This window comes from Lysinibacillus sp. DFXJR4 (genome assembly GCF_057196045.1).
The window spans coordinates 38,348-65,337 of record NZ_JBXUNW010000016.1 but is presented as its reverse complement, the minus strand read 5'-3'; the positions used below and the strand labels follow the sequence as shown (position 1 = coordinate 65,337).

The window sequence follows — 26,990 nt, the reverse complement described above, 5'->3', positions numbered from 1 at the left end:
TGGTTTGATTGTTCTCACTATAACATAATATTCCATCTTATTCAAACGATTATTTGAATGTATAGGATTTATATCATTATTTCCATAAAAAAATTTCAATCATACGCTTACGAAGAAATAAATAAAAATCAGCGCACATTCTTGTACGCTGATTTTTGTTTATTTTGCTTTTAATAGTAATGTTTTTCCCTTAATATCATCTTTTCTCACAAAGGTTTGATGATAAACTCCATTTGCCCAATCCATTACTTGGTCTTGATACCAATTTGATTTTACATGCCCACTTTGTCCTGGACCAACGATATGATAGGCTGAGCTTAAATCCCCCGCATCTACAACAAAACGCCATGATGCACCATGGTCTACATTTCCTGCCCCATCATTATCGGCAGCTTGAACAGTAACCTTGGAGCCGCCAATAGGAACCTTTTTAGCATTAAAATATGCCGCAAGAATTGGTGAAGCACTGCCTAATGTATGATCAAAAGTAAGCTGATGGAAGTCGCCCCATTGCCACTTCGATACATTTTGACCAAATTGGTCTTCTAATTGCGCTACGGTAAGTTCGAATGCCTTATAAACAGTTGTATCCACACCACCTTGCTCTTCCATCCAAATGCTCTTATCTCCTGCATATGCTGAACGTAAAAGCTGATCAGTAATATTAAACTTCCCAGACATTAATTTATACATATCTTCCGGCATCTGATCTTTAAATAATACTTCCTGAAGCTTTATCATCAATGTATGGAAGACTAGCGGAGCACCTGATTCCTTGGCATCTATCATATCCCATTCTTCTAACAATTTAATAATATCTGCGTACTTTCCATCGTGATCTTTTGATTTAATTGATGCTAATAAATTTGGTAAAAACTCGCGTGCATATAGATTCTGCTGATCCATTTGTAGTCGCATCATATCCTCCACTGTGATGGAATCATTTGCAGCTAACACTTCCTTAATTCGCTCAAAACGATAAGGTTGCGCCCAAAAGTTCGTAATATGATAAGGATATTCCTCTCCAATAACTTCATTATTTGCTGTTGCGATAAAGCCTTCCTTTGGGTTGATTATAGTCGGTAGCTCATCCCATGGGATAAAGCCCTCCCAGCCGTAGTCACTAGAATCCCCTGGAACTGGCAGCTGTCCATCACCCTGCTTTCGAATTGGTATTTGACCATTGGCTTTATATGCAATCGTTCCATCCTTTGAAGCAAATACAAAATTTTGAGCGGGTGCTTTGAAATCCTCTAACGCTTTTTCAAATTCATTCCACGATTTCGCCTTATTGAAACCCAAAATCGCACTTAACTCTGCAGTTGGCTGAAGTGCCGTCCACTGCATGGCAAATTGTGCTGTCGGCTCCGTATCCTTAAATGCTAAATTAGTCATAATCGGACCATGTCTTGTAACAACTACTTCAAAATCTACTGTATCTCCATCCTTTACCTTGATTGATTCATCACGTACCTCTGCTTGCTCCCATTTGCCATCATAGCGATATTGAGTTGGATTATCTGGATTTGGTATTTCAATATATAAATCCTGTACATCAGGTCCAACATTGGTAACTCCCCAAGCAATGTCATCGTTGTGTCCTAAAATAATGCCAGGAATACCTGCAAAAATTACGCCACTAACATTTTGTTCAGGTGAATTTAAGTGCATTTGATACCAAATTGACGGTGTACTTAATCCTAGATGTGGATCATCTGCTAAAATGGGTGTGCCTGATGCTGTTTTTTCACCTGATACTACCCAGTTATTACTACCATTAAATTCGTTTGGCAATAAATCAGCTTGAAATTGCCCTGCTACTGCAACTGGATTTTCCTTATTGGCTTCAATAATAGATGACGCATTTTCAGGATATTTCATAAATAATTCTTTCGCTTTGTCTTCACCGAAGTTTTGTAAAGCCCAATGACGGAATGCAAGTGCGTTCCAATTTCCGCCTAAATCATAAGCCATATATTTTCCAATTGTTAGAGAGTCTTCCACAGACCAATCCTCTGGTTCATAGCCTAATAATGCAAATTCATAGCTTAACGTATTTTTTTCTTTTGCCTCTGCAATAAAAGCATTTACACCCTCTGCAAACCATTCAAGTACCTGCTTGCTTTCTGGATCGTAGGCAGATAATGATTTTTCAGCTGCATCTCGTAAACTAAACGTTCGAAAATGCTTATCTGAATTAATGGTTGCCTCTCCAATTATCTCTGACAAGCGACCACTTGCCTGTCTACGAGCTAAATCCATTTGAAACAGTCTATCTTGTGCCTGTACATAGCCCTGTGCACGATACAAATCTGCATCTGTCTGAGCGAATATATGAGGGACCCCCTTGTCATCCCTTGTGACACTTACATCCTGCTCCAACACATTTACAGCAAGCTCCCCATCAATTACTGGCTTTGATTTATTCATGAACCACGTAAAGCCGATAAATAGCGCAATCGCAACTACTGCTAAAAAAACGATAGTAGCCAGCAGCCACCTTTTCCATGTAAACTTTCTCACATGCCAACCCCCTTCTTTGCAATATATTCTGGTTTTCGCCTGCCAAATCCTTTTAAGTGTAAAAAAATTAGCGAAATTTAGCGATTTATAGAACACGGACAGTATAAAAAATATGAATCATCCATACTACTGAGGAATGTTAAAAAATCGTATTTTCCCTAATAGAAAAATACGATTTTTTAATTCTAAATATGAAGCTGTAATTCAATTGGACAATGATCACTTCCTAAAATATGTGCATGAATATTCGCCTCTTCTATACTGTCTTTTAATCTCTCAGAAACAATAAAATAATCAATACGCCAGCCAATATTGCGTTCACGGACTTTATTCATATAAGACCACCAAGTATAGTGGTCTGTTTTTTCAGGATATAGGTGACGGAAGGAATCAATAAAACCACTTGCTAAAAGCTCTGACATTTTAGCACGTTCTTCATATGTAAAGCCAGAATTTCCAATATTCGATTTTGCATTTTTTAAATCAATCTCCATATGTGCAACATTTAAGTCTCCGCAGTATACGATAGGCTTCTGGGCATCTAGCTTCTGTAAATATAAAACTAGCCTACTCTCCCACTCTAAACGTAGAGGTAATCGTGCTAAATCACGCTGAGCGTTTGGTGTATAAACATTTACAAGGTAGAAATCTTCATACTCTAACGTAATAATTCGTCCCTCATCCTGAGAAATATCTTCACCTACACCATAATGTACAGAAAGTGGCGTATGCTTTGTAAAGATAGCCGTGCCCGAGTAGCCCTTCTTCTGTGCGTAGTTCCAATACTGCTCATAACCTTCAAGAGATAGCTCAACTTGTCCTGCCTGACATTTGGTTTCTTGTATACAGAAAAAATCAGCATCCATGCTATTGAAGAAATCTAAAAAACCTTTGCCTACACAGGCTCTAATTCCATTAACATTCCAAGATATAAATTTCATTTTCTTCTCTCCCTCAAAAAAACGCCCCCCGCCATTAGCGAAGAGCGTAGTATGCTATAAGTCATCACCAACTATTTTAACTTCTGTCTCCAAATCAATACCAAACTTTTCCTTCACTACCCGCTGTACCATTTGGATTGTTGCGATATAATCAGAGGCTGTAGCATTGCCTTTATTCACAATAAAGCCTGCATGCTTCGTTGAAACCTCAGCGTCACCTACGCCTTTTCCTTGTAGGCCACTATCTTGAATAAGCTTCCCTGCAAAGTGACCTGGAGGACGCTTAAAAACACTCCCTGCAGATGGGTATTCTAATGGCTGCTTGGATTCTCGTTGGAACGTTAAATCTGCAATTTTAGCGTCAATTTCTTCCTGCACACCTTTAGCTAACTGAAATTCGGATGACAGTACATAGTAACCCTTTTTAGCAATAATACTTTTACGGTAGCCTAGTTCAAGCTCTTCTTTGTTTAGTATTAAAACATTCCCATCTTTAGTTAGCACCTTAGAGGAAATAATAATATCCTTAATTTCTCCACCATAGGCGCCCGCATTCATAGCCATCGCTCCACCAATTGAGCCTGGAATACCACAAGCAAATTCAAAGCCTGTTAAAGAGGCAGCAGCAGCTAGTTTAGATACATCCTTTATGAGTGCGCCGCTTTGCGCGTAAACATGGTCATCTTCTATATGAATTTCATCTAAATATGAAAATGTAACAACGATCCCTCGATGTCCGCCATCACGAACAACCATATTGGACCCATTACCTAACATTAATAATGGAATATTATTTATATGCGCATAGCGAATAACGGATATCGCTTCTTCTTCTGTTTCAGGTAAAACAAAAACATCTGCCTTACCGCCTAATTTAGTCATCGTATATCGCTGTAATGATTCATTTAATTTAATATTGGCTGGATTTATGCTTTGCGCTAAATCCGATGCCCATTGTTCTTTTGTCATGAGAGCTAATTCCTTTCTAACATCCTTCTTACTCTACACTAGTATGGATTTAGAACCTCGATTTGACAAGTAAAATGAAGGGTATTTTATCTCGTTTTCATGGGTTGCAAAGCACCCTGTGCAGAGATGTTGAATATTATAAAGAAAATTCAAGACCATTCCAATAAACTTTTTTAGCAACTTATCCATATATAGGCTTCTTTTAAAGCCAGCTCGTTGCCCATGATTCGATATTGCGAATAGCTCCTTCTAACGCCTTACCCTTATCCGTTAACGAATACTCGACACGTACTGGAACTTCTGAATATACTTTTCGCTCCACAAGCCCTTCTTTTTCCAGCTCTTTTAAACGTTCTGATAACAAACGGCCACTTACAGGTAAAGCAGACTCAATCTCATTAAATCGCTGTGGCCCATCTAATAGTTGATATAAAATTAGCCCTGTCCAGCGCTTTCCAATTAAATCCATTGCTTTAGCTAAACGAGGACATAAAGTTGTCTCATTCATTTTTTTCACCTCTTATGTACTCTATTGTAACGATTCTTTTTATAAAAGTAAATTTGAAGTAACTTATTTACACCAAGTAATTAATTTACATATGTATATTTAATTACTAAAAGTAAGTTTAAGCTTGATTATGAATTATTTTAGTTACCATACAGAAATTTACATTAAATGATATAAAAAACTAAACCTTTTCTTTATCTTCATTTAAAATGACCGTAGTCGAAAAATAATCTTTGCACAAGACAACTCACTATATGCCTTCTCTCTTCTCAATATGAATCTTTACTTTCTTATAATAATTTTAAATATTCACAAATTACACGTTTATTTAACGTATATTTAGGCATTTTTATTAGTAATCCATTGAATCATTGAATTTTTTACTCTATCATTCGGTGTAAGATACTATTTTTAGGGGGATTTTCCAGTGAAAAAGTATGCAATTGATTTTAGCCATTCAACGATCGGCTTTTCTGTAAAACATATGATGATATCAAAAATACATGGTACATTCGAATCGTACAATGCAGAAATAGCTTTACCAGATATTGAACAAGTAGAAGGTGGAAGCATTTCCTTTGCCATCGCAGTTGCAAGTGTTTCCACAAAAAATTTCGATCGAGATGTTCACCTTGTATCTCCTGACTTTTTCGATGCTGATGTTTATCCTAAAATATTATTTACATCCACAGATATTAAAAAACTTGGAGATAAAGAATATGCTATTCATGGTGATTTAACTATTAAAAACATAACAAAGCCTATTATATTTACTACAGTATATACCGGGAACGGGGTAAACCCTTGGGCACAAGAGGTATATGGCTTCCAAGCAAAGACACAAATTGACCGTCGAGAATTTAATTTAGTGTATAACTCGTTGCTTGAAACAGGCGGTGTATTAATTAGTGATGAAATTGATGTTGTTGTAGACCTTGAAATAAATCCAATATAATGGTTTTAGCTGTAATGTAGGTAAGGAGGATTTTATGTTTGTGTTTAATGATTTTTCATTTGCTTCTATATTTATTTCAATAATCTTTTTAATTGTTATTGGAGGTATCGTGTTCACTGTTTTTAACGGCATTTTACAGTGGTCAAAGAACAATAATTCACCTATTTTAACAGTTCCAGCTAAAGTCGTTACGAAACGATCTAATACTCGTGGAGGTTCTGGTAACACTAGTGCCCATACATCCTATTATGTAACGTTTGAGGTACAAAGCGGTGATCGGTTAGAGTTAAAAATGAATGGTCGTGATTTTGGACTACTTGCAGAGGGCGACTTTGGATTACTAACGTTTCAAGGCACACGTTATCAAACATTTGAACGGCAAAATAAGAAGAGCAGCGATTAACGCGCGCTCTTCTTTTCATTTTCATTATTGAATTAAATATTTACCAAAGCCACCCTCTGTATCTCCCAAATATTTAATAGAGCTACCTGCTGGGATAACTTTTTGAGCATCCTTAGCAGTTTGGTAAATAACCTTTGTATTTGCTGGGAATGGTACAAACGACCAGTTATTGTCAGCAGCAGGATTTATTGTTTTATTGTCCATAATGTAATCAATAACAGCTTGGCGATTTTCATACGCATAATTTGTTACATTAGAGCCATTAGCATTTTTGAATGTCGCCCCATATGAGCCACCAACACGGTAATTGTTTGTAATAATGATGAATTCTTGTTTTAAATCAATCGGTTTACCAGCATATTGCACATTTTTAATACGATTTGCCTTTTCATCAGTAAGATTACCACGACGATCATATTTTGCTGGCGATGTCACATCAATTTGATAAGTTAAACCATCTAGCACGTCGAAATTATAAGAACGTGCTTCTGGATCGATAATATTTTGCTCTTCTGTTTTATTTGGATCAATTGTTGCAAAAATGCCTGCAGCCATCTCTAACCATTCAATAGCTTGAGCACCTGTTACTTTAATCGTTGCAACAGTGTTGTCATAATGGTAAATATCTGCCATATTTTTAATTGCAAGAGGACCTACAGGAATATTTGTATAATCGGCAGGATTATTACGAGAACCTGCTTTGAAAGGTGCCCCAGCAGAAAGCAGTGGTGTCTTTTCATCAGCAGTACCTTTTAATTCCTTTTCAATAAACCATTTTTGAGCCTGTGTAACAATTTGAATAGAAGGATCATCTTGCACCATAGAGAAGTAACTATGGATTGGTGCAGTTGTCTCACCAACAGGTTGGCGAATATACTTTAAAGTACCTTCATGGGCTTCCTTAATCGCATTTAAAACTGTTTTAGAAGGCTGTAATCCCTCTTTCTTAATAGAGCGAATAGAACCTTGTCCATCCACAACAATCCATTTTGAGCCCTGTAGCTCTAGCTTTAAATCAATAACACCAAGATGACTACCATAGCTACCTGCCATAACAGTAGGTACTCCATTAATTGTCCCTTTTTCTTGATCTACATTTTTAAGATCCTTATAGTCACCTGGGAATGTTAAATGAGAGTGACCTGTAATTAACGCATCAATACCTTCGATTTGAGCAATTTGATAACCAACGTTTTCTACCCCTTCCACATACGTATCTTCACCAATACCCGAATGTGAAAGAACGACGATTACATCAGCACCTGCTTTTTGCATTTCTGGCACAATTTCTTTTACCGCTTCAACAGGTTCCTGCATATCAACTTTACCTGCTAAATGAATCGCATCCCACTCAACAATTTTTGTTGGTACGATACCTGTAACACCTATTTTAAGTGTGTGCTTTTTACCTGTATGATCTACAACCTCTTTATCTAAAATGACATAAGGCGTATACATATGCTTTTTTGTTTTAGCATCATAAGTGTTTGCATTTACGACTGGATATTGTACATCATTTAATACCTCATCTAAAAACGCTAAACCGTAGTTGAATTCGTGGTTACCTAACGTTCCACCATCATATTTCAATGCATTAAGTGCTGCAATCGCTGGATGAACTTCACCAGGCTTTAATACGTTTTCCAACGCCTTATAAGAGCCTAATGGCGTTCCTTGAATTAAATCGCCATTATCGAACAATAATGTGTTTGGATTCTCAGCACGTGCTTGTTCAATTAATGCAGCAGTATTCGCTAATCCTACATCGGCTGATTCAGCATCTAAGTAATAATTATAATTAGCTAGGTTTGTATGGATATCTGTCGTCCCTAAAATTTGTAGATCCATTGTAGTCTTAGCTACTGGTGATTTATATTCAGCTACAAAACGTTCCACAATACTTTGCATTTGCTCTGATGTCACATAGTCGCGGGGGCGAATTGTGTTATCATCAAAGCCTTGTAAAATATTTGCTGCAACAGCATTTGCTAAATCTTGCTTATGTGTCTTAGCAATTAAATGAGCATCCTTGAATTTATCTAACACTGAGAATGAAGCGTTTTCATTAACTAGTCCACGAGCAGATATAACAAAAGCCTGTTGACGTGTTAATTTATCATTTGGTCCAAACGATGTGACACTTTTACCTTTAATCAAGTTCAGTTCTACTGCTTTTTCCACATAAGGAGCTAAATCCTTTGGAACATCAGTAAAGGACAGATTTGAACCACCACCTAGCTCAACGTTTAATTTTCCCACTAATTCTTTCACGAAATCTCCACGTGTCACATCGTTCGATGCAGCATTTGCAGACAGTCCAAATGGAAGCAATGTGAATAAAATAAGTAACATCGCAAAAAAATTAGTCATTAATTTCTTATTCATGTAACAACCTCCTTAGAAATCTATTATTTTCCTACAATTTCTATTATATTATACTAATTCATATATTTACTGACTAAATAGTCCTAATTGTATGTACTTTTGAATGATTAGCAAAGCACTTTACTAGAAAATCATAGATTAATACCAATTCCTCTTATTCTTCACTATATGATGTTATTTAATGTAAATTAACATTAAGTGTATAGCTTCAATATGTCAGACCACTATACCACCACCGTACCTCCACTACACCAATAAAAAAAAGTCCTCTCAGATTAGAGAGAACTTTTGTTAAAAAAATATTGGTTATGCATGGATAGATTGTAAAGATTGAGCTACTTTCTTAACTTCTTCTAGGCCATTTGCAATAATTTCTTGAGCTTTATCTGGTGAAGCATTGTGTCCTTCAATAACAACTTCTTCGATAATTTCCATACCGAATACGCCACCTGCAATATTTTTAATATAGTTCACTGCCATTTCTAGTGGTTGAGCTTCTGGTGAAGAGTAGTAACCACCACGCGCATTCAAAATAATTGCTTTTTTGTCTGTCATTAAGCTCTCCATTTGGCCTTGCTCATTATATTTGAATGTGTATCCAGCTTGGTATACATAATCAATGAAAGTTTGTAATGTAGCTGGAATTGTTAGGTTCCAAAGTGGGAAAGCAAATACAACTACATCAGCTGCAGTTAAAGCATCCATTGCTTTTTGCTTTGCAGCTAAAAGACGAGATTCGATTTCAGTTAGCTCTCCGCCATTCTGTACTTTACCAAAAGCATTGAAAAGATCTTGACCAAAATAAGGCATATCTTCTTTATACACGTCAAACGTTGTAACATTAACACCTTTTACATTTTCCATAAATGTCTCATACATTTTTGTTGAAATACCATCTGGTCGGTTGTTAGCTTTTACTACTAATACGTTCATTATATAAAATCTCCCTTTAAAATCATAATTTAGTATATCTCGATTTCGAGATATATGACTTCCTTAGTCTAAAAAATTTTCAGTCAAAAGTCAACATTATTAATTTCATACTTTTGACTGAAATACTCATATAGACATATTAATATCCGTCTAGCTTAATTTAAAACTTACAGCTTTCGTCTGTGCATACTCCAGTTTCGTCAGTGCCAGCCATTTTCAATGTTGGCTGTAAACCCTCTTCCTGTGCCACTTTACGCAAAGTATCTTCAAATACTTTCTGTGGTTGAGCACCTGAAATACCATACTTACGATTGACAACGAAGAACGGTACACCACGTACACCAAGTTCTAGCCCTTCCTGAATGTCCGATTCTACCTCACTTTTATACTCATCAGACGCAAGAACTTTCGCAACTTCGTCACGATTCAAACCTACTTGCTCAGCAATATCGACTAATACATTATCGTGTCCAATCCGTTTTGCTTCAATAAAATAACCATGTAAAAGGGCTTCTACAAGTGCTGTAGCATCCCCTTGCTGCTCCGCCCATTTCACTAGACGATGTGCCTTTAAAGTATTTTCTTCCATAAGCCTATCAAAATTATAGTTTAGGCCAACCTCTTTGGCCCTAGCTGCCACGCCTTGCGTCATTTCTTTTGCTTTTTCTAAAGACATACCATACTTTTTCGCTAAAGCTTCAAACGTGGATACATTTGTATCAACAGGTGTAGTTGGATCAAGTTGATAGCTTTTATATACAAGCTCCACCTGTCCTGTAAAACCTGTATCCTCTATTGCCTGCTCAAGCTGTTTTTTTCCAATATAACAAAATGGACATACATAATCTGACCATATTTCAATTTTCATCATCCAACACACTCCTTTTTGCTACATTGTAGCGATAGACCTTATAGCAAGGCAATTTTTATGCTTCTTTGCATAAATTTTCAAACCTATCTACATACTGAACGTAAAAACAATGTGAGGATTTTATGTATGATACAATCTCTTTGGCTTGCAACATCTGATTCCATCTCCTTAACATCTCTAAATGCTTCTACAACTTGTGATGTATGCATTATTGGAGGAGGCTTGACAGGTCTCTATACAGCCTATACCTTGGCTAAATCGGGTGTTGACGTAGTCTTACTTGAAGCAAATACACATTTAGGCCATGGTACGACTGGTCATTCAACAGGAAAATTAACTGCACAGCATAGCCTAGTTTATTCAGAACTTATTGAAAAACTATCAGTAGAGGAAGCCAGGCTTTATTATCAGCTCAATCAGCTCGCTATTGAAAAAGCGATGCAATTACTTCCAAAGAATAGTGTCCAGCAAGTGGAATCATTACTTTATTGCCAAACAAAAACAGGATATGCACAGCTATTAAAAGAATGGAATGCCTACAAAGTTTTAAATATCAAAGCAAAGATCACCTCTGAAACAGAGCTTCCTTTCCCAATTACAAAAGCACTTAATATGTCGCAGCAGGCGCAAATAAATCCAGTGGAGGTTTGTAATTTTCTTGCAAAAGAAGCATTATCAATGGGTGCAAAACTCTATACAAATACTCGTGTGCAGCAATTAAACATATCACAAAATAATTTACATACCGAAAATAATATGTCGGTTCAATATAACAAACTTATTTTGTGTTCACATTACCCCATTGAAGCCTTTAAAGGGCTACATCTTTTTAAGCTTTCTAACAGCCGCTCCTATATGGTCGCTAGCAAAATTAATGAAACAATGCAAGGGCAGTATCTCTGTGTAGATTTCCCATCTCGTTCAATTCGTACAGCTACCATAAACAATGAGCATTATTTAGTGTTAGGTGGTGCTAACCATATTGCAGGTGAAAAAGCGAACACAGAACCCTATTATGAAGCCATCGAAGGAGAAATGAGGGCACATTTCGAGCAAGAACCAATCTATCGTTGGTCCGCACAAGATATTGAAACACCTGACATGATTCCTTATGTAGGAAGAATTGCAAAATCGCAGCCTAATGTCCTCATTGCAACTGGTTACCGTAAATGGGGAATCTCTAACTCATTTGTAGCTGGAGATATATTGTCTTCCTTAATTACAGGTTCAAGGAGTGAAGACGGTGCAATTGCTCTTTATTCACCAGCACGTACAAAATTTGGTGCTCAATTTATGCAAATGCTTAAGGTTGGAGGATTTGTAGCCAAGGAATTTGTCAGTGGCTATCTTAGACATGCCAATACACCAACTTGCACGCATTTAGGCTGTAAAACAAAATGGAATAAAGCTGATGAAACTTGGGATTGCCCATGTCATGGGTCTCGCTTCAATGCCAAGGGAGAAGTTCTTGAAGGTCCTGCTGTACAACCATTGAAATTAGAATAAAAGAGGCTGTCTTTTCGAAGACAGCCTCTTTTCTCTATTATTTCAATGCGTCCGTTAAAACTGGCACAATTTGTTTTTTACGAGATACTACACCCGGTAAAATAACTCGATTATTTACTAACTCAGCTCCAAATCCTTTTGCTGCAGCCTCTGCTACTTGTCCAATTGCAACAGCTGTTGAATCATTATTTAAGATATCTGTCACAACAAAAAAGAATAAATCTAATCCATTTTCTGCAACATTTTTATTTAATAAAATTTCTAATTCTTCTTGGCGTCCAAGCACGTCATTCATATCAACAGCGTTCACCTGAGCAACTACAGATTTATATTCCCCAAACTGGAACTCTTTTGCATCTAATGATAAAAGATCCTCTAATGATTTATCTGAAAGGTCGGCACCTGCTTTCAGCATTGCTAAACCGTACTCTGCGATGTCAACTCCTGCAATTGACGCTAATTCTTCACCAGCTTTTATATCTTGCTCTGTACATGTAGGTGATTTGAATAGTAATGTGTCTGAAACAATAGCAGAAAGCATTAATCCCGCAATATTTGCAGGTATTTCAATGCTATTCTCCTTGAAAATTTTATTTAAAATTGTAGCAGTACAGCCCACAGGTTCAGCACGATAGTATAAAGGATCAGCTGTTTGGAAGTTGGCAATACGGTGATGATCAATTACCTCTGTAATTTGTACTTCTTCAATGCCATCAGCAGATTGTTGGAATTCATTGTGGTCTACAAGAATTACTTTTTCTGCTCCTACTACTGATGAGATGGAACGTGGTGCCGCAAAGCCAAATTTATCTAAAGCAAACTGTGTTTCGTTGTTTACTTCACCTAGACGAACTGCTTCAGCATCTATCCCTAACTGTTGCTTTAAATATGCATAGACAATGGCAGATGTAATTGTGTCTGTATCAGGATTTTTATGACCAAAAACTAAAACTTTACTCATTAAAATTACTCCTCCTAAATAGCAATAACATTTATTTTATTTTATCATACCCTATGAACTATCGTGATAGAAAGTAAAACTTTGTCTATCAGTGCTTGCAATATACTTGCTTTAAAAATCCCTTTGATATTTTCCGTATATCAAAATAACTTCTACATATTACTTATCTTACTTTTCCCATAGGTTAAAGAAGATACATAGGCAAGCTAGTAGATGAATATTTTCCTCAATAACTATATTTTTATATTTTTTTACCATCCTATTTTTAACATTTATTATTAATTATTAATACTTCATTAAAAATAATTGAAATAAATAGATATATAGTTGCGTTTTTATATTTAAGAAACCATAAGTTTATGCTATTATCAGATAGTCTATATTTTAGGATATACAGGAAATGGGGATAACAATGACAAAGAAGATGGAAAAAAAGTATATTCCTTTAGCAAATTATTTTGAAGTAGCTTTACAACAAGAAATTACTTTATCCTTTAGCGAACTCGAAAATATTATGGGACAAGCCTTACCAAATGCAGCTTATTTGAATAAAAGCTGGTGGAAAAAAACAAAGCCTCCTCTTACACACTATTTGACATGGACAAATGCAGGTTACTACGTCATTGACATTAAACTTGGAACTAGTGTAACTTTCTCACGTACACAAATGAAGGCTACAGCGAATAATATCTCTAATGATGATGACATCCCATCTGCCTACATAATCCGAGCAATCGAAGCATCAGATGCTAGATCATTTATACATTTACAGGAAGAGATCTTTGAACAAACTGACTTTATGTATAACGTCCAAGATGAATTAGATTTAACTGTACAACAGCTTCGTAAAAATTTAACCTACTGGAAGCAACTAAAAAACAGAACAATTTTACTTTGTATATTAAATGGTAGTTTTGCTGGCTATGCAGTTATCCATGGCCACAAGCATTCTAAAAATAAACACGTTGCATCTATTCACCTAGCTGTTAAGGAAGAGTACCAAGGAAAAGGAATTGGTTTAGCACTCATGGAGGCAGTTGAGAAATGGTCTAAACAGCGAGAAATCTCACGCTTAGAATTGTCTGTTATGGAGCATAATGATATCGCCTTAAACTTATTCAACAAATTAGGTTTTCAGCAAGAAGGAATTCGAAAAAACGCCATTAAGTTAAACAATCGCTACATGAACGAATACAGCTTCAGTAAAATTTTATAAGCTTCTTTTCAAGGTGTCTAAAACTTATTTGGGCATCTTTTTTTTCTGTTTCCTCCAAAAAACGCATAGAACAGTAATGTTCTACGCGCCTAATGCCTTAAAAAACTTGCTTTTCTCTTGCTGCATCTAAGAATAATAAATTATTTTCTACTTGTTCATAGGATTGCTGATATTTATCATATTGCGCCTTATCCTGACTAATCATTTCCTCAATTAACGCATGTAGAAACGAAAATAAAACGGGAACAATATCAAGAGACGTTTGGTTTTTCATACCAAGTGCAAATATTGCACTTGCATAATCACGAATAGGTGACAAAGCTGAACCTGTAATGGCAATTATTTTTGCCTTTTTCATCTTTGCAATTTCAACGATAGTTTTTATATCATTAGTATGCTTATCACATGAGAAAACGATTAGTGTTGTATGCTCTCCCATGCTATTAATTTGCTGAACAATATCATCGGAATCTGAACGAAGCTGCTTAACATTTGAGCGTAAAGTTCTTAGTGTATATGAGAACCAGTTTGCAATAGATGCAGCTTGACGAGTACCTAAAATATAAATATTATCTGCCGTATGCATCCATTTCGAACTTTTCTGCAGCATACTGTCATTAATCAGATGGATTGTATCTTGAATATTTTGACTATCACGTTGCATAATCTTACCAAAGCCTGTGTTTTGCTGTTTATTTGAAGTATATGTAGGTTGAAGACTAGTCCCATTTTGAGACAATAAATAACCTCTAATTTCTTCCTGAAGCTCTACATAACCCGATAAATCCATCGCATAGCAAAAACGGATAACTGTCGATTCACTCACATTTGCTTGTCTCCCAACTTCAGCCGCACCGTTACCAATTACAGCCGTGGGGTTGTTCATAACAAATTGTGCAACTTTGCGTTGTCCCTTCGATAACCTAACAAACCTTCTTTTTATTTCTTCATTAATGCTCATCCCTAACAACCTTTCTTTCAATGAAATTATCACGAATGGAGATTGTTTACTACTGACTCTAAATTCGATTAAAAATACAGTATCACGATTACAATTTGAATACAATGACTTTTCAGAAAAATCTTTAGCGCTTTAACTTGCTAATATAATAGTTCGCAATAAATTGACAAAAATTCATTATATTTTTATTAACCCTAGTATCTTTATCAACTTAATTAATTGAAAGGAACTTTATATTGATTTTTTATTTTAACAGATTCAAGAAATTAATTGTATAAAAATTAACAAATTCTAATTTTTATGTATTAAAAGAGCAATAATTAATAGCCTTTTTGTAAAACAGCATTATACTTACCAAAAATAAAATGTCTTGGACTATTAATAGCCCAAGACATTTCTAATTAATCTAATTCGATTTGTTTTGTCTCTTTTCCTAAAAATAGCACTCCAACAACGCCAATAATGATAGCTCCGCAGAAAATTGCAAAAATAAAACCAATATCATACCCCGCTGTTAATAATGAACCTACCAGAAGAGGACCAAAAATACCCCCGATACGTCCAACTGCTGCCGCCATCCCCGCACCTGTACCACGAATCACAGCCGGATATTGCTCAGGAGTATAAGCATAAAGAGCACCCCATGCTCCTAAATTAAAGAATGACAAAAACATCCCAGACGTTAACAAGACTGCCAGCGTCTCAGCATTCCCAAAAATGAAAGCACTTACAGCCGTTCCAATTAAATAGGAAACAAGTACAAATTTCCGCCCAAATTTTTCTATAAACCACGCGGCAGTGAAATAGCCAGGCAGCTGAGCAAGCGTCATAATGAGCACATATTTAAAGCTTGAGATCATATCAAATCCTTTACCAACCATAACACTAGGAAGCCATAAAAACATTCCGTAATAAGAAAATACTACCGTGAACCATAGCACCCACAGCATAAAAGTGGAACGCGCATATTTCTTCGACCATACTTCTACAATATTTTGTCCTATACTACGTTTCTTCGATTCTGCTTTTACCGTAAACTGAGGCGAATCTGGTAAATGCCAGCGAAGATAAATTGCATATACTGCTGGAAGCGCTGTTAACAATAAAGCAACACGCCAGCCCCATGTAGGAATAACAAAATAGGATATCAGTGCTGCAATTAACCACCCTGCTGCCCAGAAGCTTTCTAGTAAAACAACTACCCTTCCTCTTTCCTTAGCTTCAACACTTTCAGAAACTAATGTTGAGGCAACAGGAAGCTCTCCACCAAGCCCCATGCCTACTAAAAAGCGTAAGGCCATAAATGCAAATAAAGTAGTTGTAAACGCGGATAAACCACTTGCAATCGAAAACAATACCAATGTCCACATAAAAATTTGTTTTCTGCCTACTTTATCAGCAAATACACCGAAAACGAGTGCCCCTACAGCCATTCCGATAGAATTAATGCTCCCTATCCAACCTGATTGATTAGGTGCTAGCCCCCAATCTGCTGCTAGAGCTGCAATCACGAACGATAAAATTCCTACATCCATTGCATCGAAAAGCCAGCCAACACCCGCTACCCCTAAAAGCTTATTACGCGAGATAGATTGTTGAGTCTTATTTGTTTTAACTGTGTTTGTTGTCATATAACCACCTGTCTTTACACTTGACTTTACATTATGTGTATACTATACAGTTGTTTCAAGAAAGTGACAAGCAATATTCAAATTACCGAATTGTTTCGACAATTTCTTAAATGCTATTGAAAATATAGTACGATTTGCGTTAAAATGTCTTTTATACAAAAACAACTGTTCTTTCTATAAGAACAAAAGGAGATCGTAAACGTTATGTGGAAAGGCTTAATTGAAGAATATAAACAATTTTTACCCGTAACAGAAAATACACCTGCCCTAACTTTAAACGAAGGTAATACACCTCTTATACATTTAGTAAACTTATCCAAAAAGCTTGGGATTGAGCTTTATGGAAAAATCGAAGGAGCAAATCCAACAGGCTCATTCAAAGATAGAGGTATGGTATTTGCCGTTGCAAAGGCCATTGAAGATGGAAGCAAATGCGTAATCTGTGCGTCTACAGGTAACACTTCAGCTGCAGCTGCTGCTTATGCAACACGCGCTGGAATCCAGTCAATTGTAGTTATTCCTAAGGGCAAAGTAGCTCTAGGTAAGCTAGCACAGGCAACAATGTATGGTGCAAAGATTATCGAAATCGACGGAAACTTTGACGATGCCTTAAACATTGTCCGTCAAGTAAGTGAAACTACTCCTGTAGCTCTTGTAAACTCAGTAAATCCATACCGGATTGAGGGTCAAAAAACAGCCTCATTCGAAATCGTAGATGCTTTAGGAGCAGCACCAGATTATCTATGCATCCCTGTTGGTAATGCAGGCAACATTACTGCATACTGGAAGGGCTTTAAAGAATACAACGCTGCAAAAAGCTGTGGTCTTCCAAAGATGTATGGCTTTGAAGCGGAAGGTGCCGCAGCCATTGTAAAAGGAGAACCAATTGCTGAACCAGAAACTGTAGCAACAGCAATACGTATCGGAAATCCAGCAAGTTGGAAATTAGCAGAGGCAGCTCGAGATGAGTCTGGTGGCATTATTGATTCCGTTACAGACGAAGAAATCGTTGCAGCCTATAGATTAATTGCTGGTACAGAGGGCATTTTCGTAGAACCAGGCTCTGCTGCATCATTAGCTGGTGTTATTAAATCTGTTGAAAATGGCAAAATCGCTAAAGGCTCAAAAGTTGTTACAATCTTCACAGGTAATGGACTAAAAGATCCTGATACTGCAATGAATGTTTCAACAGTAGAGGTTGTTTCTCTTAAAAATAATGAAGAAGAAATTCGCCAATACATTGAGGGCGTACTATGAGTAAAATGTGGCAAATCTCAGTTCCTGGGAGCACAGCCAATCTAGGCCCTGGCTTTGATTCGATAGGACTTGGCTTGTCCCTTTACTTAAAGCTAACTGTTTCTGTTCAAGAAAACTGGGAAATTATCCATCTCGATGATAATGGTCCTAAAGAGTTTGAGTTAGAGGAGCATTTACTATACGTAATTGCTAAAAAAATTGCTGATCAATTCGGAGAACAGCTCCCTGCGTGTCGTGTAGAGATGGCAAGTGAGCTTCCATTAGCACGTGGTTTAGGAAGTAGCGCAGCCGTTATTGTGGCTGGCATCGAGCTTGCTAACCAGGTCTGTGAGTTAGGCTTATCTGTGCAGGATAAACTTAATTTATCCTCACAAATTGAAGGACATCCAGATAATGCAACCGCATCAGTATTAGGTGGCTTAACCATTTCTTCAATGAATGAGAACGGCATTGTCGATACATTCCATGTCAATGATATTGACGCTGCCTTTGTGGTCTTTGTACCGGATGTTGAACTAAAAACAAGCGAATCTCGTTCTGTGCTACCAGAGCAATTTGAACGCACATATGCAGTGCATGCTTCAGCAAATGCCAATATGCTCGCCGCTGCATTAATGGCACGTGATTTCAAGCGAGCTGGTCTCTATATGGAAGCTGATTTATTCCATGAGCCATTCCGGGCAAAATTAATTCCAAACTATACAGAAATTCATAAAGAGGCTAAGGCGAATGGTGCATTTGGAACAGCATTAAGTGGAGCTGGACCAACGCTTATTTCCATTATTCCAACCACTATTGCTGACGATTTTGTAAAAGCTATGAAAAATAAATTTCCAGATCATCAAATTATCCTAACAAAAGCCGATGAACATGGTATACAAGTAAAGTAATGTTTAAACGTCTACTGAAAAGGTAGACGTTTTTTCTTGAAGGAGGAAGTAGCTTGAAACCAATTATTTTCTGTGATTTCGATGGCACCATAACAGAAACTGATAATATCGTCTCACTCATGACTCAATTCGTACCAGAGGATTCTGAGAAAATCGCAAAAGCAATGATGGAACAAACCATATCCTTTAAAGAAGGTGTTTCAGCCATGTTCGAGCTATTGTTAGCTAACCAAAAAGAAGCTATCATCGACTATTTATTAGATACGGTCATTATACGTGACGGCTTTGGGGATTTTGTGAGCTTTGCACAGGAAAAGCAGATTCCATTTTATATCGTTAGTAGCGGAGTTGATTTTTTCATAGACCCACTGTTAGAAAGCTACGGGCCATTTTCGGGTATATATTGTAATCGTGCTGATTTTTCGGGGCGGCAAATTAAGCTTGTCTTTCCAAACAGTTGTGATGAGGAATGTTCTAATTTTAATACGCAGGGTTGTGGCTGCTGTAAGCCAAGTGTCATGCGCAAAGTTACACATAGTGATTATTTTAAAATTGTGATTGGAGACTCCCTATCTGATTTTGAGGCTGCTAAACAGGCAGACTTAGTACTTGCTAGAGATCATCTTATAACACGCTGTAAAGAACTCGATCTTCCCTATAAACCATTCGAAACATTTTATGACTGCTTAGAGGTTGTAAAAAAGCTTATAGAGGTTGAGCAAGGTATTCCCTTATAATAAGCTACTTAAATTTTTATATAACAAAGGGAGCTATGCTTAGTATGCCAGCTCCCTCTATACATGCCATTATTGATTTCTTTGAAAATATCGCTTTCGACGTCCATACCAAAACATACAAATGATGAACCACGTATAGCCCATGCTCCAGCCAGCCAACACATCGGAAGCAAAATGACGAGCACCAGCAACTCGAGACAAACCAATAAGAACAGTTAAAATGATTGCGCCAATCCAAAGCAAGATTTTACGTCCTTTACTATTGTTTTCCGATAAAATATAGGCTGTTGTGAATAAATATAAAATCCCTGTCATAGAATGTCCAGATGGAAAACTGAAAGAAGTAAGTTGCTCTTCGATTTCAGGTCGTGGTCGTTGTACCCATTTTTTTAAAATTTGATTCAGTACATTACCACCCGCTATTGTTAATAAAACAAATAAAATACCTCGATAATTTTTTGCCTGCCAAGCTAAATAAACAATTAAAATAAGAGCTACAAAAATTACAAATACAGGTTCACCGATATAATGAAAAAATTCAATAAAACGATTCCCGAAAAAAAACTCTGCCATTTTTGTATCAAAATTTTCAATCGAATGACTTTGAAAATTAGCCTGTAGCCAACAATAGATAATTACTGTTAATAATGCTAATGGATATACCAAAGTTTTCATTCCTTACTTCACCCTGCTATTTTATTTTCCACATCATATCATATTTTAATTAGCAAGGGGTAAATATTCCATTTGTCTAGATCAATGAACAACTGCTTTCATTTTCTTGAACCATAACAAATGTTATTTTATTAGTTGTATTGAAATAATTGGAAACAGCTAATGCAACGATAAACAATATTGCAATGATAGGTATTATTTTTCTAAACAAAATAAACACTTCCTCATCTTTATATCATTGTCAGAAAGCTTATTTTAAAAGTACAGGGTCAAATAACCAATCTCTAGGTCCAAAGTTTTTATCCTTTTCGCCTCTTACCTCACGAGAAATATTGTTTTTAATAATAATTTCTCTGAACTTTCTACTAAACAAAGTTTTTCGGTACAAATATCTGCCATCATGACTCCACTCTGCTGAGTAGAATACATCACCTGTCAGATCTTTCAAGTCTTCATTCTTGTATATATCTGGGCCATTAATAACACCACTTAATCCACATCGACATGGCGGTTGCTCCGTTGCAAAATATAATTTCACTCTTTCATTACTACATTGGGGCAATACTTGTGTAGGTATAATTTGAAATGCCTTTTGCTTACCTTCCTCTGTCCCCTGATGGATTACCTCAAGTAGCTCATAACCTTGAATGTCCTCCTGCTCCATTAATGCTACTAATTCCTGTGAAGCTATCCAATATCCGCTCACGTGTACAAGATGGCGATCTTTCATTTCTGTTGTATCAATAACAATTGGTGAAAGTTGCTCTTTTTCCATTAGCCCACAATGTTGACAATAAGTACTTATGGAAAATAGAGTTCCTTTATCGTCAACAAACATATCAGGTGAATTGCCTGTTGAATTTAACGTAAACAATGGTGCTTGCTCATATTCATTATCTGAAAAATCAAAGTAAAAACGTTCTCCAATAGAAACAATCCCTAATTCGCGCTCCAAAGATTTATATAATGCAGCTACTTGTTCATATGTTACTTCTTCATTTAATGTAAAAATTGGATTAAATGATGCCTTTAAATTTCTTTTTCTAATTTCAGGCGCACCGATAAAAATTCCATAGCGATTATACACTTTAATGACTTGATCTTGATTAGATTCATCTATAGAAAATAAATTTTCAAGTTCTACTTTCAAAATACACGCCTACCTTTATATAAAGTTTTATGGTGAAGTACGTTGACTAGCTAGTAACTTTAAAAAATCTACAATTTCTACTTTATTCATAGATAGCAAGGTACCTTTTTTACAAATTTTTTGTCTATTATTACTTACTACAGCAAAATTTACTTAACCACGATTAACATAAGCGTACCAGTACTTATACCGCCATTTCAATGTTAGGTTTACGCCAATTTTATGGCGGTCTTTAATGAAAATTTTGGCGTGATTTGGCGTATATATAAAAAACACCGCCATTTTTTGGCGGTGTCAAAAGAAAAATATAGGCATTTAGTATTGTTAATAAGGAAATTTTACCTAAGTTAATATATGGGAGTTTGAAACTACCTAATGTCTCCCTTTTTATTGAAATATATACCAGTTCCATTTTATTATAACATATAGTTGCACTAGAGTAAATTCATTCTTTCAGCAAGATTTACAGCCTCTGTACGTGAGTCAACATTTAGCAAAGAAAACAACTGTGTTAAATATCTTTCTGTTGTTCGCTGAGGAATATTTAGCTCAATTGCTATCGCCTTATTCGTATGTCCTTCGGCAATTAATCTTAAAATTTTCTTTTCTTTTTCATTTAAATGAATATCAAGCTTAGCATCTTGCAATTTAAATCTATTATCGAGAAAGTCTAAGAAATTTTGAGGTAAAACAATTTCTCCATTAGCAATAGCGCGTACAGTCCGTAATATTTGTTCCTTGGAAGCTGTTTTCGCCAAAATTCCTTCTATTTTTCTTTCTAAGATAAGCGGATAATAATCCGTAATATCATCACCTGTATAAAGAATAATTGAAGCTTTTGACTGAATAGCTTTAATGTTACGGGCTAAATTTATACCATTTTCTAATGGCATATTTATATCTATCAAATAAATATCATAGGGGTTATTTCTAATTCTCTGGATAACATTTGTTGCATCGCATTCTGTATCAACGATAATGTCTTCGTTTTCTTGAAATAAATTTTTTGTTCCCTCTAACACAATAGGGTGATCATCCACTATGAGCATCGTAATCAAGTGTGTCACTTCCTTCTTTTACTGTAATTCTAATCGACATCCCTTCATTAATTTGCGACTCAATATAAAATTGCCCATTAAAGGCTTTTACACGCTCTTGCATACCACGAATCCCCATTGATTCTGCAATAATAATATCATCAACATTGCAGCCAATACCATCATCTTTGTAAAAAATTTCAAATCCATCATCAGTCTCTTGAAGATGTATTTCAACCGTTCTAGCGTAGGAATGTTTTAAAGCATTATTGAGCAATTCCTGAAAGAGTCGATAGATCATTAAGTTCATACGTTCATCCTCTAGGTAAAGGCGATCTATCGTATAAAGTAACATAAAATTAGCTCTTTCTGTTACCTTTCGAATCAGCTTCTCTAAAGCTGCATTTAATCCTAACGTATCAAGTAATGGAGGCTTCAAATTTTCACAATAGGTTCTTAAATCATGTAGGGAAGCAACCATCTGCTTATGAATTTTTGCAAGTTTTTCTTGAATTTCTGCCGTGTTCTTTGCATTAACAAGAGCATCAACCTCTCGAGCAATATGCAGTTGCTCTTGCAAATTGGTATCATGTAATTCCTGTGCCAATTGATATTTTTCTTCTTCAAAGCGTAGCCAGAGTAGTTTGTTTAACCACGGTAAATGACTATCGTCTGCTTGCTTCATATGCTTTAATTCCTCTAACAGTTCTTCCACCATCTTTGTATTTTCAATAAAATTATTAACATAAAGCAGGAGCAATTCTAGCCATAAAAGCTCTTCTTCTTTTAAATGAATCGAATTATTATGCCCCAATACTAAGGCTCTTTTACAATGAGCATCTTGATGGAGAAAGGCTATGTAGACTTTGTCGATTTTTCGAATCTCTCCCAATTTCAAATCCTCTATAACTATAGGATTAAACGAAAGCCTTTTTCCCTCAGCCGTTGAAGTAAATTGATGGATACCATAGTCATAGGTTAATACAAATACATCCTCTAGCTCAAGATGCAGCGAAACCTCTTGCGCAAATTTCTTTAATAGTTCATCTATTTTAATAGTTTTACCAATTCGATCTACCGCAGTATATAGCTGATGTATGTAATCACCTTTTGTTGAAAATAGGATTTTTCGTTTTCGATAATCAACCTTTTCTTTTATGTAAAAAAGTACAACTACAGATACAAAGGTAAAGAATGAAACACCTGATACGACAGTCATCGTTAAGTATTTACCTGCAATCCAATATAAGCCAACTGTAAACCACACAGTAAACAATAATGAAAAAATCACATAATAACGAAGTCTTGTAATATGATATTCAATATCAAATAATCGTTCAGCTAGCTGTGTAAAAATAAAACTAAAAGGAATTAATAATAAAAATAGAGCACTAATTTCAGCTGAAAGAATGTATCGATGAAATAAGATGTTAGGGAATGCATATAGAAATAGGAATGGCAGAAAAGGAATCATAATACTATTCAGCAACATCTTCAACTGAGGCGATTTATATTTGAAATAGCTTAGCAATAATATACTAAGTATGATAATTAGGAAAATGAAGAAAATAGCTAATACAACATTAGAAAGTAAATTATGAGAAGATGGATATATAATGCCAATACAGCCCAAAATCATGGCTATCACGGGTAGTAAATAAAATAATTTAATATTGTTAGAAAGCAACCAGTTTGTTTTTAAAAATGTATAATAATTCCTTAAAAAGTGTAGTAATAACACTAGGCATAACAACATGCTTCCACGGTTAATGATAATCCCAGCAGAATTCAATCTTCCCGAAGCTCCGCTACTAACGTATGCTATAGAAACTGTGAGCATAAAAAGAATTAGTAGATTTATAAGTTTTGTATTTTTTTGTTTAAAGTAAAGGTAAGAAGTGATAATTAAAGTTATAAAATAATAACAAGCAGGCATCACCAAAAGATAGTAAAATTGCTGAGGGATATCAAAATGATGTATCTTTACATTTACTTTCTCCCCGTTCTGTTTAATGATCGTTAAATCATGCGCAGATAATATTGTAGATAAATATTTAACATTATCCAAATCTTCAATCGGTGTATCATTAACATTTACAACAATATCACCTGTAGATATATTTTGATTCATTGCCCATTCTTTGTAATAGAAATCAGTGATTACCCATTGTCCTTCCTCTTCCTTAAGCCCTATATTCAAAAAAGGCCCGCTATAATTCACATATAGCAAAAAAAGACCAATTGCTAAATAGAGACTTATAGCGCGCCAAAAAATCCTACCTGATAATAATTTTAGTTCCAAATTCCGCCCTCTAAATCAATTTCATTATTAAATGCATCTAAAATTGCTTTTTGTTCCACAGCTGAAATTCCAATCAATGAGGCTTTTTGTTCCTTTAAAAGTGTAACTAGGGCTGGGTTTTGTTCTAGATACTGAATTACGTTCATCATAATAATCTCTCCTCATTTCATAAGTTTTTTTAGGTAATCTTTACCTACTTCTTTTATAGCTACATTTTCAAGATAGCTCAATGCTTTAAACTTATAGACATTTTTAATGGTAATGGCATAACGTATCGCACCACCATTTGTCAACTCGTTTTCTGCAGCATTATTATCCAAAACTGCAACTATATCATCATTATAATAGTTTTTTACAGAATTTGAAACATCATTTTTCTGTGATAAAAGATAAATAATAGGCAATGAGTATCTTTTATTTAGCAAATCATTTTTCCGGCCCCAGGTTTTTAAACCCTGAATATCATTTTTGATTTGTTGAATAATGCCTATGTATTTACTATATTCCTTCACCTGAGAAGAGATTTCCCCTTTCGCAAGTACTTCCCCAATTAGGCAACTCAGAGCTGTTAATGAACCTGATTTTTGTTCAATCATTTGTAAATAGGACTGCTCATCTCTACAGGTATTGAGTAAATCAAGCTGCTGTCCGTTAATGCTACCTAATGCGTACTCCTCAAGAATTTGAATAGCCCTATTTTTGTGTTCAAATGAGGTTTCACGTATTATTTTAGAAGCCATTACTAGCATAGCCAATGCAACATTTAATGATAACTCAGGTGTTTTACTCCAGCTATAGTCTGAATCCTTATCTTGCAAATCATCTATAATATCAAATGACAAAATAAGAAGCTCAATAGCCGCGGCTACTTTATAAATATCCTTATCTAAACGCTCTGTAAATGCTTCATAATGCAAAACACAGAGTCTCCCAAATGAATAACCTACTGTTCTTTTTTCCTCTTTAAAGCTTTTTAACATCGATTTTAAATCATAGCCCAAAATAGTCTCGTTTTCCAAAATAATGTCCAATGATTCATTAATATGTTCATCAAGACCCTTCAATAGTCCCTTCCCCCTTTAAATATATTAATAAATATTATACATTTTAATGGGAAATAATACTACATACTTTTATTTTTCAGTAAATATTTACCATGTTTTATTCAAACGTAATTACCGCCAAAAAATGGCGGTATTCATAGACATCACGCCATTTTTTTGTTAAGAATTAGTAAAAAAAGTGGCGGTGTTGTTTAACCGACCGCCATTTTTTGGCGTAAACTCACCATTGAAATGGCGTCCTTACTGATGTTACGCTTAAATAAAGCTACGATTAAGCATTTGGGCATAAGGTATTTAATTTAAATATAGGAAGAATTTAAATCTATTAAGGATTCTCCGAAACTGGGAGTGATTGAAATGAAAAATGGAGTAAATGAAAATGTTCTAATCCTTACGGCTACTTTTTCTTGTGCAATTTCTGTCTCAGAAGAAGAAATTATCATCAAAAAACCTTCATATGAACAACAAAGCATTGAACAGATTATTATTAAAGCCGAGCAACAAGCTTATTTGGAAACCTTGGCAGAATATAAAAATAATACTACATTATCGAATTTTATTAGTGAGATACCTGGATTTGAGGATACTTTTCAACAGAGGTTGGACATGTTTATTGAACCTTACGGAATTATAAGAGTTTTTGAAGAAGGCTGGTCTGTATCACCTTTAGTCGTTCCATTTACCTCTGGGCTAAATATTAATGCACCAATCCTATATACAACTACACATTGCACCATTATTAATGCAAGAGGTGCATCTATGACTAATAGTGATTCTAATACTTCAGTTATTAGAAAAGAGGAAAATTTAATTGGCTCCTCCATTTATCATAGTAATACCGATTTGGCAATGGATATCTCCTCATCTGGTAATTTATCAACGATGAAGGAAAAGAATTGGACACAATATCAACCTACCGCCAATTTAGCGGGCGTTTCCATTAATGATAGTGGTATATCTTTTAATATTACTAAGGCCTTTAATACATGGAATAAAACGACAATTAAACATTAACTTAATTTTGATGCTAGATTGAACGATCCATTTAATAATCTGCAAATCCCTCGCTCACTTATCTGTCTTTTGGAAGGTTTCTTATTGCCTTCCTTCTCCTC

24 protein-coding genes are annotated in these 26,990 nt (G+C 35.5%); 8 read left to right on the top strand and 16 right to left on the bottom strand.

The window, feature by feature from the left end; translation table 11 throughout:
- Positions 1-159: 159 nt before the first annotated feature.
- From AC2CGN_RS21180 to AC2CGN_RS21165, 4 genes are all read right to left on the bottom strand, one after another.
- Entirely contained in the window at positions 160-2,523 is a 2,364-nt protein-coding gene (locus AC2CGN_RS21180) for a penicillin acylase family protein (RefSeq protein WP_484516071.1), read from the bottom strand.
- Positions 2,524-2,708: 185 nt separating this feature from the next.
- The gene (locus tag AC2CGN_RS21175; RefSeq protein WP_484516069.1) at positions 2,709-3,464 is read right to left on the bottom strand and encodes an exodeoxyribonuclease III; all 756 of its coding nucleotides are present in this window, start codon (positions 3,462-3,464) and stop codon (positions 2,709-2,711) included.
- 54 nt (positions 3,465-3,518) lie between these two features.
- Positions 3,519-4,433, bottom strand: coding sequence for a UDP-N-acetylmuramate dehydrogenase (gene murB / locus AC2CGN_RS21170; protein ID WP_429983246.1), 915 nt, complete (start codon positions 4,431-4,433; stop codon positions 3,519-3,521).
- A 202-nt stretch (positions 4,434-4,635) separates the two neighbouring features.
- Entirely contained in the window at positions 4,636-4,941 is a 306-nt protein-coding gene (locus AC2CGN_RS21165) for a winged helix-turn-helix transcriptional regulator (RefSeq protein WP_054771027.1), read from the bottom strand.
- A gap of 427 nt (positions 4,942-5,368) precedes the next feature.
- Between AC2CGN_RS21165 and AC2CGN_RS21160 the strand changes: the two genes are divergently transcribed.
- Positions 5,369-5,896 (top strand): YceI family protein, encoded by a 528-nt coding sequence (locus tag AC2CGN_RS21160; RefSeq protein WP_429983247.1) that lies wholly within the window; start codon positions 5,369-5,371, stop codon positions 5,894-5,896.
- Positions 5,897-5,930: 34 nt separating this feature from the next.
- Positions 5,931-6,299, top strand: a complete 369-nt coding sequence (locus AC2CGN_RS21155; protein WP_286923334.1) for a DUF2500 domain-containing protein — start codon at positions 5,931-5,933, stop codon at positions 6,297-6,299.
- 24 nt (positions 6,300-6,323) lie between these two features.
- Here AC2CGN_RS21155 and AC2CGN_RS21150 read toward each other — a convergent pair whose 3' ends face one another.
- The 3 genes from AC2CGN_RS21150 to AC2CGN_RS21140 all read right to left on the bottom strand — a co-directional run bounded on the left by AC2CGN_RS21150 (position 6,324) and on the right by AC2CGN_RS21140 (position 10,485).
- Complete coding sequence (locus tag AC2CGN_RS21150) at positions 6,324-8,684, bottom strand: bifunctional 2',3'-cyclic-nucleotide 2'-phosphodiesterase/3'-nucleotidase (protein ID WP_484516067.1); 2,361 nt, start codon at positions 8,682-8,684, stop codon at positions 6,324-6,326.
- A gap of 306 nt (positions 8,685-8,990) precedes the next feature.
- On the bottom strand, positions 8,991-9,617 hold the full coding sequence (locus AC2CGN_RS21145) for an FMN-dependent NADH-azoreductase (protein ID WP_484516065.1): 627 nt from the start codon (positions 9,615-9,617) through the stop codon (positions 8,991-8,993).
- 160 nt (positions 9,618-9,777) lie between these two features.
- The gene (locus tag AC2CGN_RS21140) at positions 9,778-10,485 is read right to left on the bottom strand and encodes a DsbA family oxidoreductase (protein WP_484516101.1); all 708 of its coding nucleotides are present in this window, start codon (positions 10,483-10,485) and stop codon (positions 9,778-9,780) included.
- A gap of 129 nt (positions 10,486-10,614) precedes the next feature.
- On the opposite strand from AC2CGN_RS21140, the gene AC2CGN_RS21135 reads away from it, so the two are divergent.
- Positions 10,615-11,994, top strand: a complete 1,380-nt coding sequence (locus tag AC2CGN_RS21135; protein ID WP_429989470.1) for an FAD-dependent oxidoreductase — start codon at positions 10,615-10,617, stop codon at positions 11,992-11,994.
- Positions 11,995-12,031: 37 nt separating this feature from the next.
- On the opposite strand, the gene AC2CGN_RS21130 is transcribed toward AC2CGN_RS21135, so the two are convergent.
- Positions 12,032-12,955: a manganese-dependent inorganic pyrophosphatase gene (locus AC2CGN_RS21130; RefSeq protein ID WP_429988201.1), complete on the bottom strand. Its 924-nt coding sequence runs from the start codon at positions 12,953-12,955 to the stop codon at positions 12,032-12,034.
- 412 nt (positions 12,956-13,367) lie between these two features.
- Between AC2CGN_RS21130 and AC2CGN_RS21125 the strand changes: the two genes are divergently transcribed.
- Complete coding sequence (locus tag AC2CGN_RS21125; protein WP_286923329.1) at positions 13,368-14,171, top strand: GNAT family N-acetyltransferase; 804 nt, start codon at positions 13,368-13,370, stop codon at positions 14,169-14,171.
- A 97-nt stretch (positions 14,172-14,268) separates the two neighbouring features.
- Here AC2CGN_RS21125 and AC2CGN_RS21120 read toward each other — a convergent pair whose 3' ends face one another.
- Positions 14,269-15,132, bottom strand: coding sequence for a MurR/RpiR family transcriptional regulator (locus tag AC2CGN_RS21120; protein WP_429983251.1), 864 nt, complete (start codon positions 15,130-15,132; stop codon positions 14,269-14,271).
- A gap of 401 nt (positions 15,133-15,533) precedes the next feature.
- Positions 15,534-16,763: an MFS transporter gene (locus AC2CGN_RS21115; RefSeq protein ID WP_429988202.1), complete on the bottom strand. Its 1,230-nt coding sequence runs from the start codon at positions 16,761-16,763 to the stop codon at positions 15,534-15,536.
- A 204-nt stretch (positions 16,764-16,967) separates the two neighbouring features.
- On the opposite strand from AC2CGN_RS21115, the gene thrC reads away from it, so the two are divergent.
- From thrC to AC2CGN_RS21100, 3 genes are read left to right on the top strand one after another with little or no spacing between them, the layout of a single operon-like run.
- Positions 16,968-18,020 (top strand): threonine synthase, encoded by a 1,053-nt coding sequence (gene thrC, locus AC2CGN_RS21110; protein ID WP_286923326.1) that lies wholly within the window; start codon positions 16,968-16,970, stop codon positions 18,018-18,020.
- On the top strand, positions 18,017-18,910 hold the full coding sequence (thrB, locus tag AC2CGN_RS21105) for a homoserine kinase (RefSeq protein WP_484516062.1): 894 nt from the start codon (positions 18,017-18,019) through the stop codon (positions 18,908-18,910). Before thrC ends, thrB begins: the two co-directional genes overlap by 4 nt.
- Before the next feature lie 53 nt (positions 18,911-18,963).
- Positions 18,964-19,647 (top strand): MtnX-like HAD-IB family phosphatase, encoded by a 684-nt coding sequence (locus AC2CGN_RS21100; protein ID WP_484516060.1) that lies wholly within the window; start codon positions 18,964-18,966, stop codon positions 19,645-19,647.
- Between the two features lie 69 nt (positions 19,648-19,716).
- Here AC2CGN_RS21100 and AC2CGN_RS21095 read toward each other — a convergent pair whose 3' ends face one another.
- The 6 genes from AC2CGN_RS21095 to AC2CGN_RS21070 all read right to left on the bottom strand — a co-directional run bounded on the left by AC2CGN_RS21095 (position 19,717) and on the right by AC2CGN_RS21070 (position 25,875).
- Positions 19,717-20,322 (bottom strand): phosphatase PAP2 family protein, encoded by a 606-nt coding sequence (locus tag AC2CGN_RS21095; RefSeq protein WP_429983256.1) that lies wholly within the window; start codon positions 20,320-20,322, stop codon positions 19,717-19,719.
- Between the two features lie 250 nt (positions 20,323-20,572).
- On the bottom strand, positions 20,573-21,472 hold the full coding sequence (locus AC2CGN_RS21090) for a hypothetical protein (protein ID WP_484516057.1): 900 nt from the start codon (positions 21,470-21,472) through the stop codon (positions 20,573-20,575).
- Between the two features lie 434 nt (positions 21,473-21,906).
- Entirely contained in the window at positions 21,907-22,494 is a 588-nt protein-coding gene (locus AC2CGN_RS21085) for a response regulator (protein ID WP_484516055.1), read from the bottom strand.
- Positions 22,495-22,504: 10 nt separating this feature from the next.
- Positions 22,505-24,784: a sensor histidine kinase gene (locus AC2CGN_RS21080; protein ID WP_484516099.1), complete on the bottom strand. Its 2,280-nt coding sequence runs from the start codon at positions 24,782-24,784 to the stop codon at positions 22,505-22,507.
- A 17-nt stretch (positions 24,785-24,801) separates the two neighbouring features.
- Entirely contained in the window at positions 24,802-24,960 is a 159-nt protein-coding gene (comX, locus tag AC2CGN_RS21075; RefSeq protein ID WP_286923321.1) for a competence pheromone ComX, read from the bottom strand.
- Positions 24,961-24,972: 12 nt separating this feature from the next.
- On the bottom strand, positions 24,973-25,875 hold the full coding sequence (locus AC2CGN_RS21070; protein ID WP_484516053.1) for a polyprenyl synthetase family protein: 903 nt from the start codon (positions 25,873-25,875) through the stop codon (positions 24,973-24,975).
- Between the two features lie 357 nt (positions 25,876-26,232).
- On the opposite strand from AC2CGN_RS21070, the gene AC2CGN_RS21065 reads away from it, so the two are divergent.
- A complete protein-coding gene (locus AC2CGN_RS21065; protein WP_429989467.1) occupies positions 26,233-26,889 on the top strand; it encodes a hypothetical protein in 657 nt (218 codons plus the stop codon).
- The last annotated feature ends 101 nt before the right edge of the window (positions 26,890-26,990 follow it).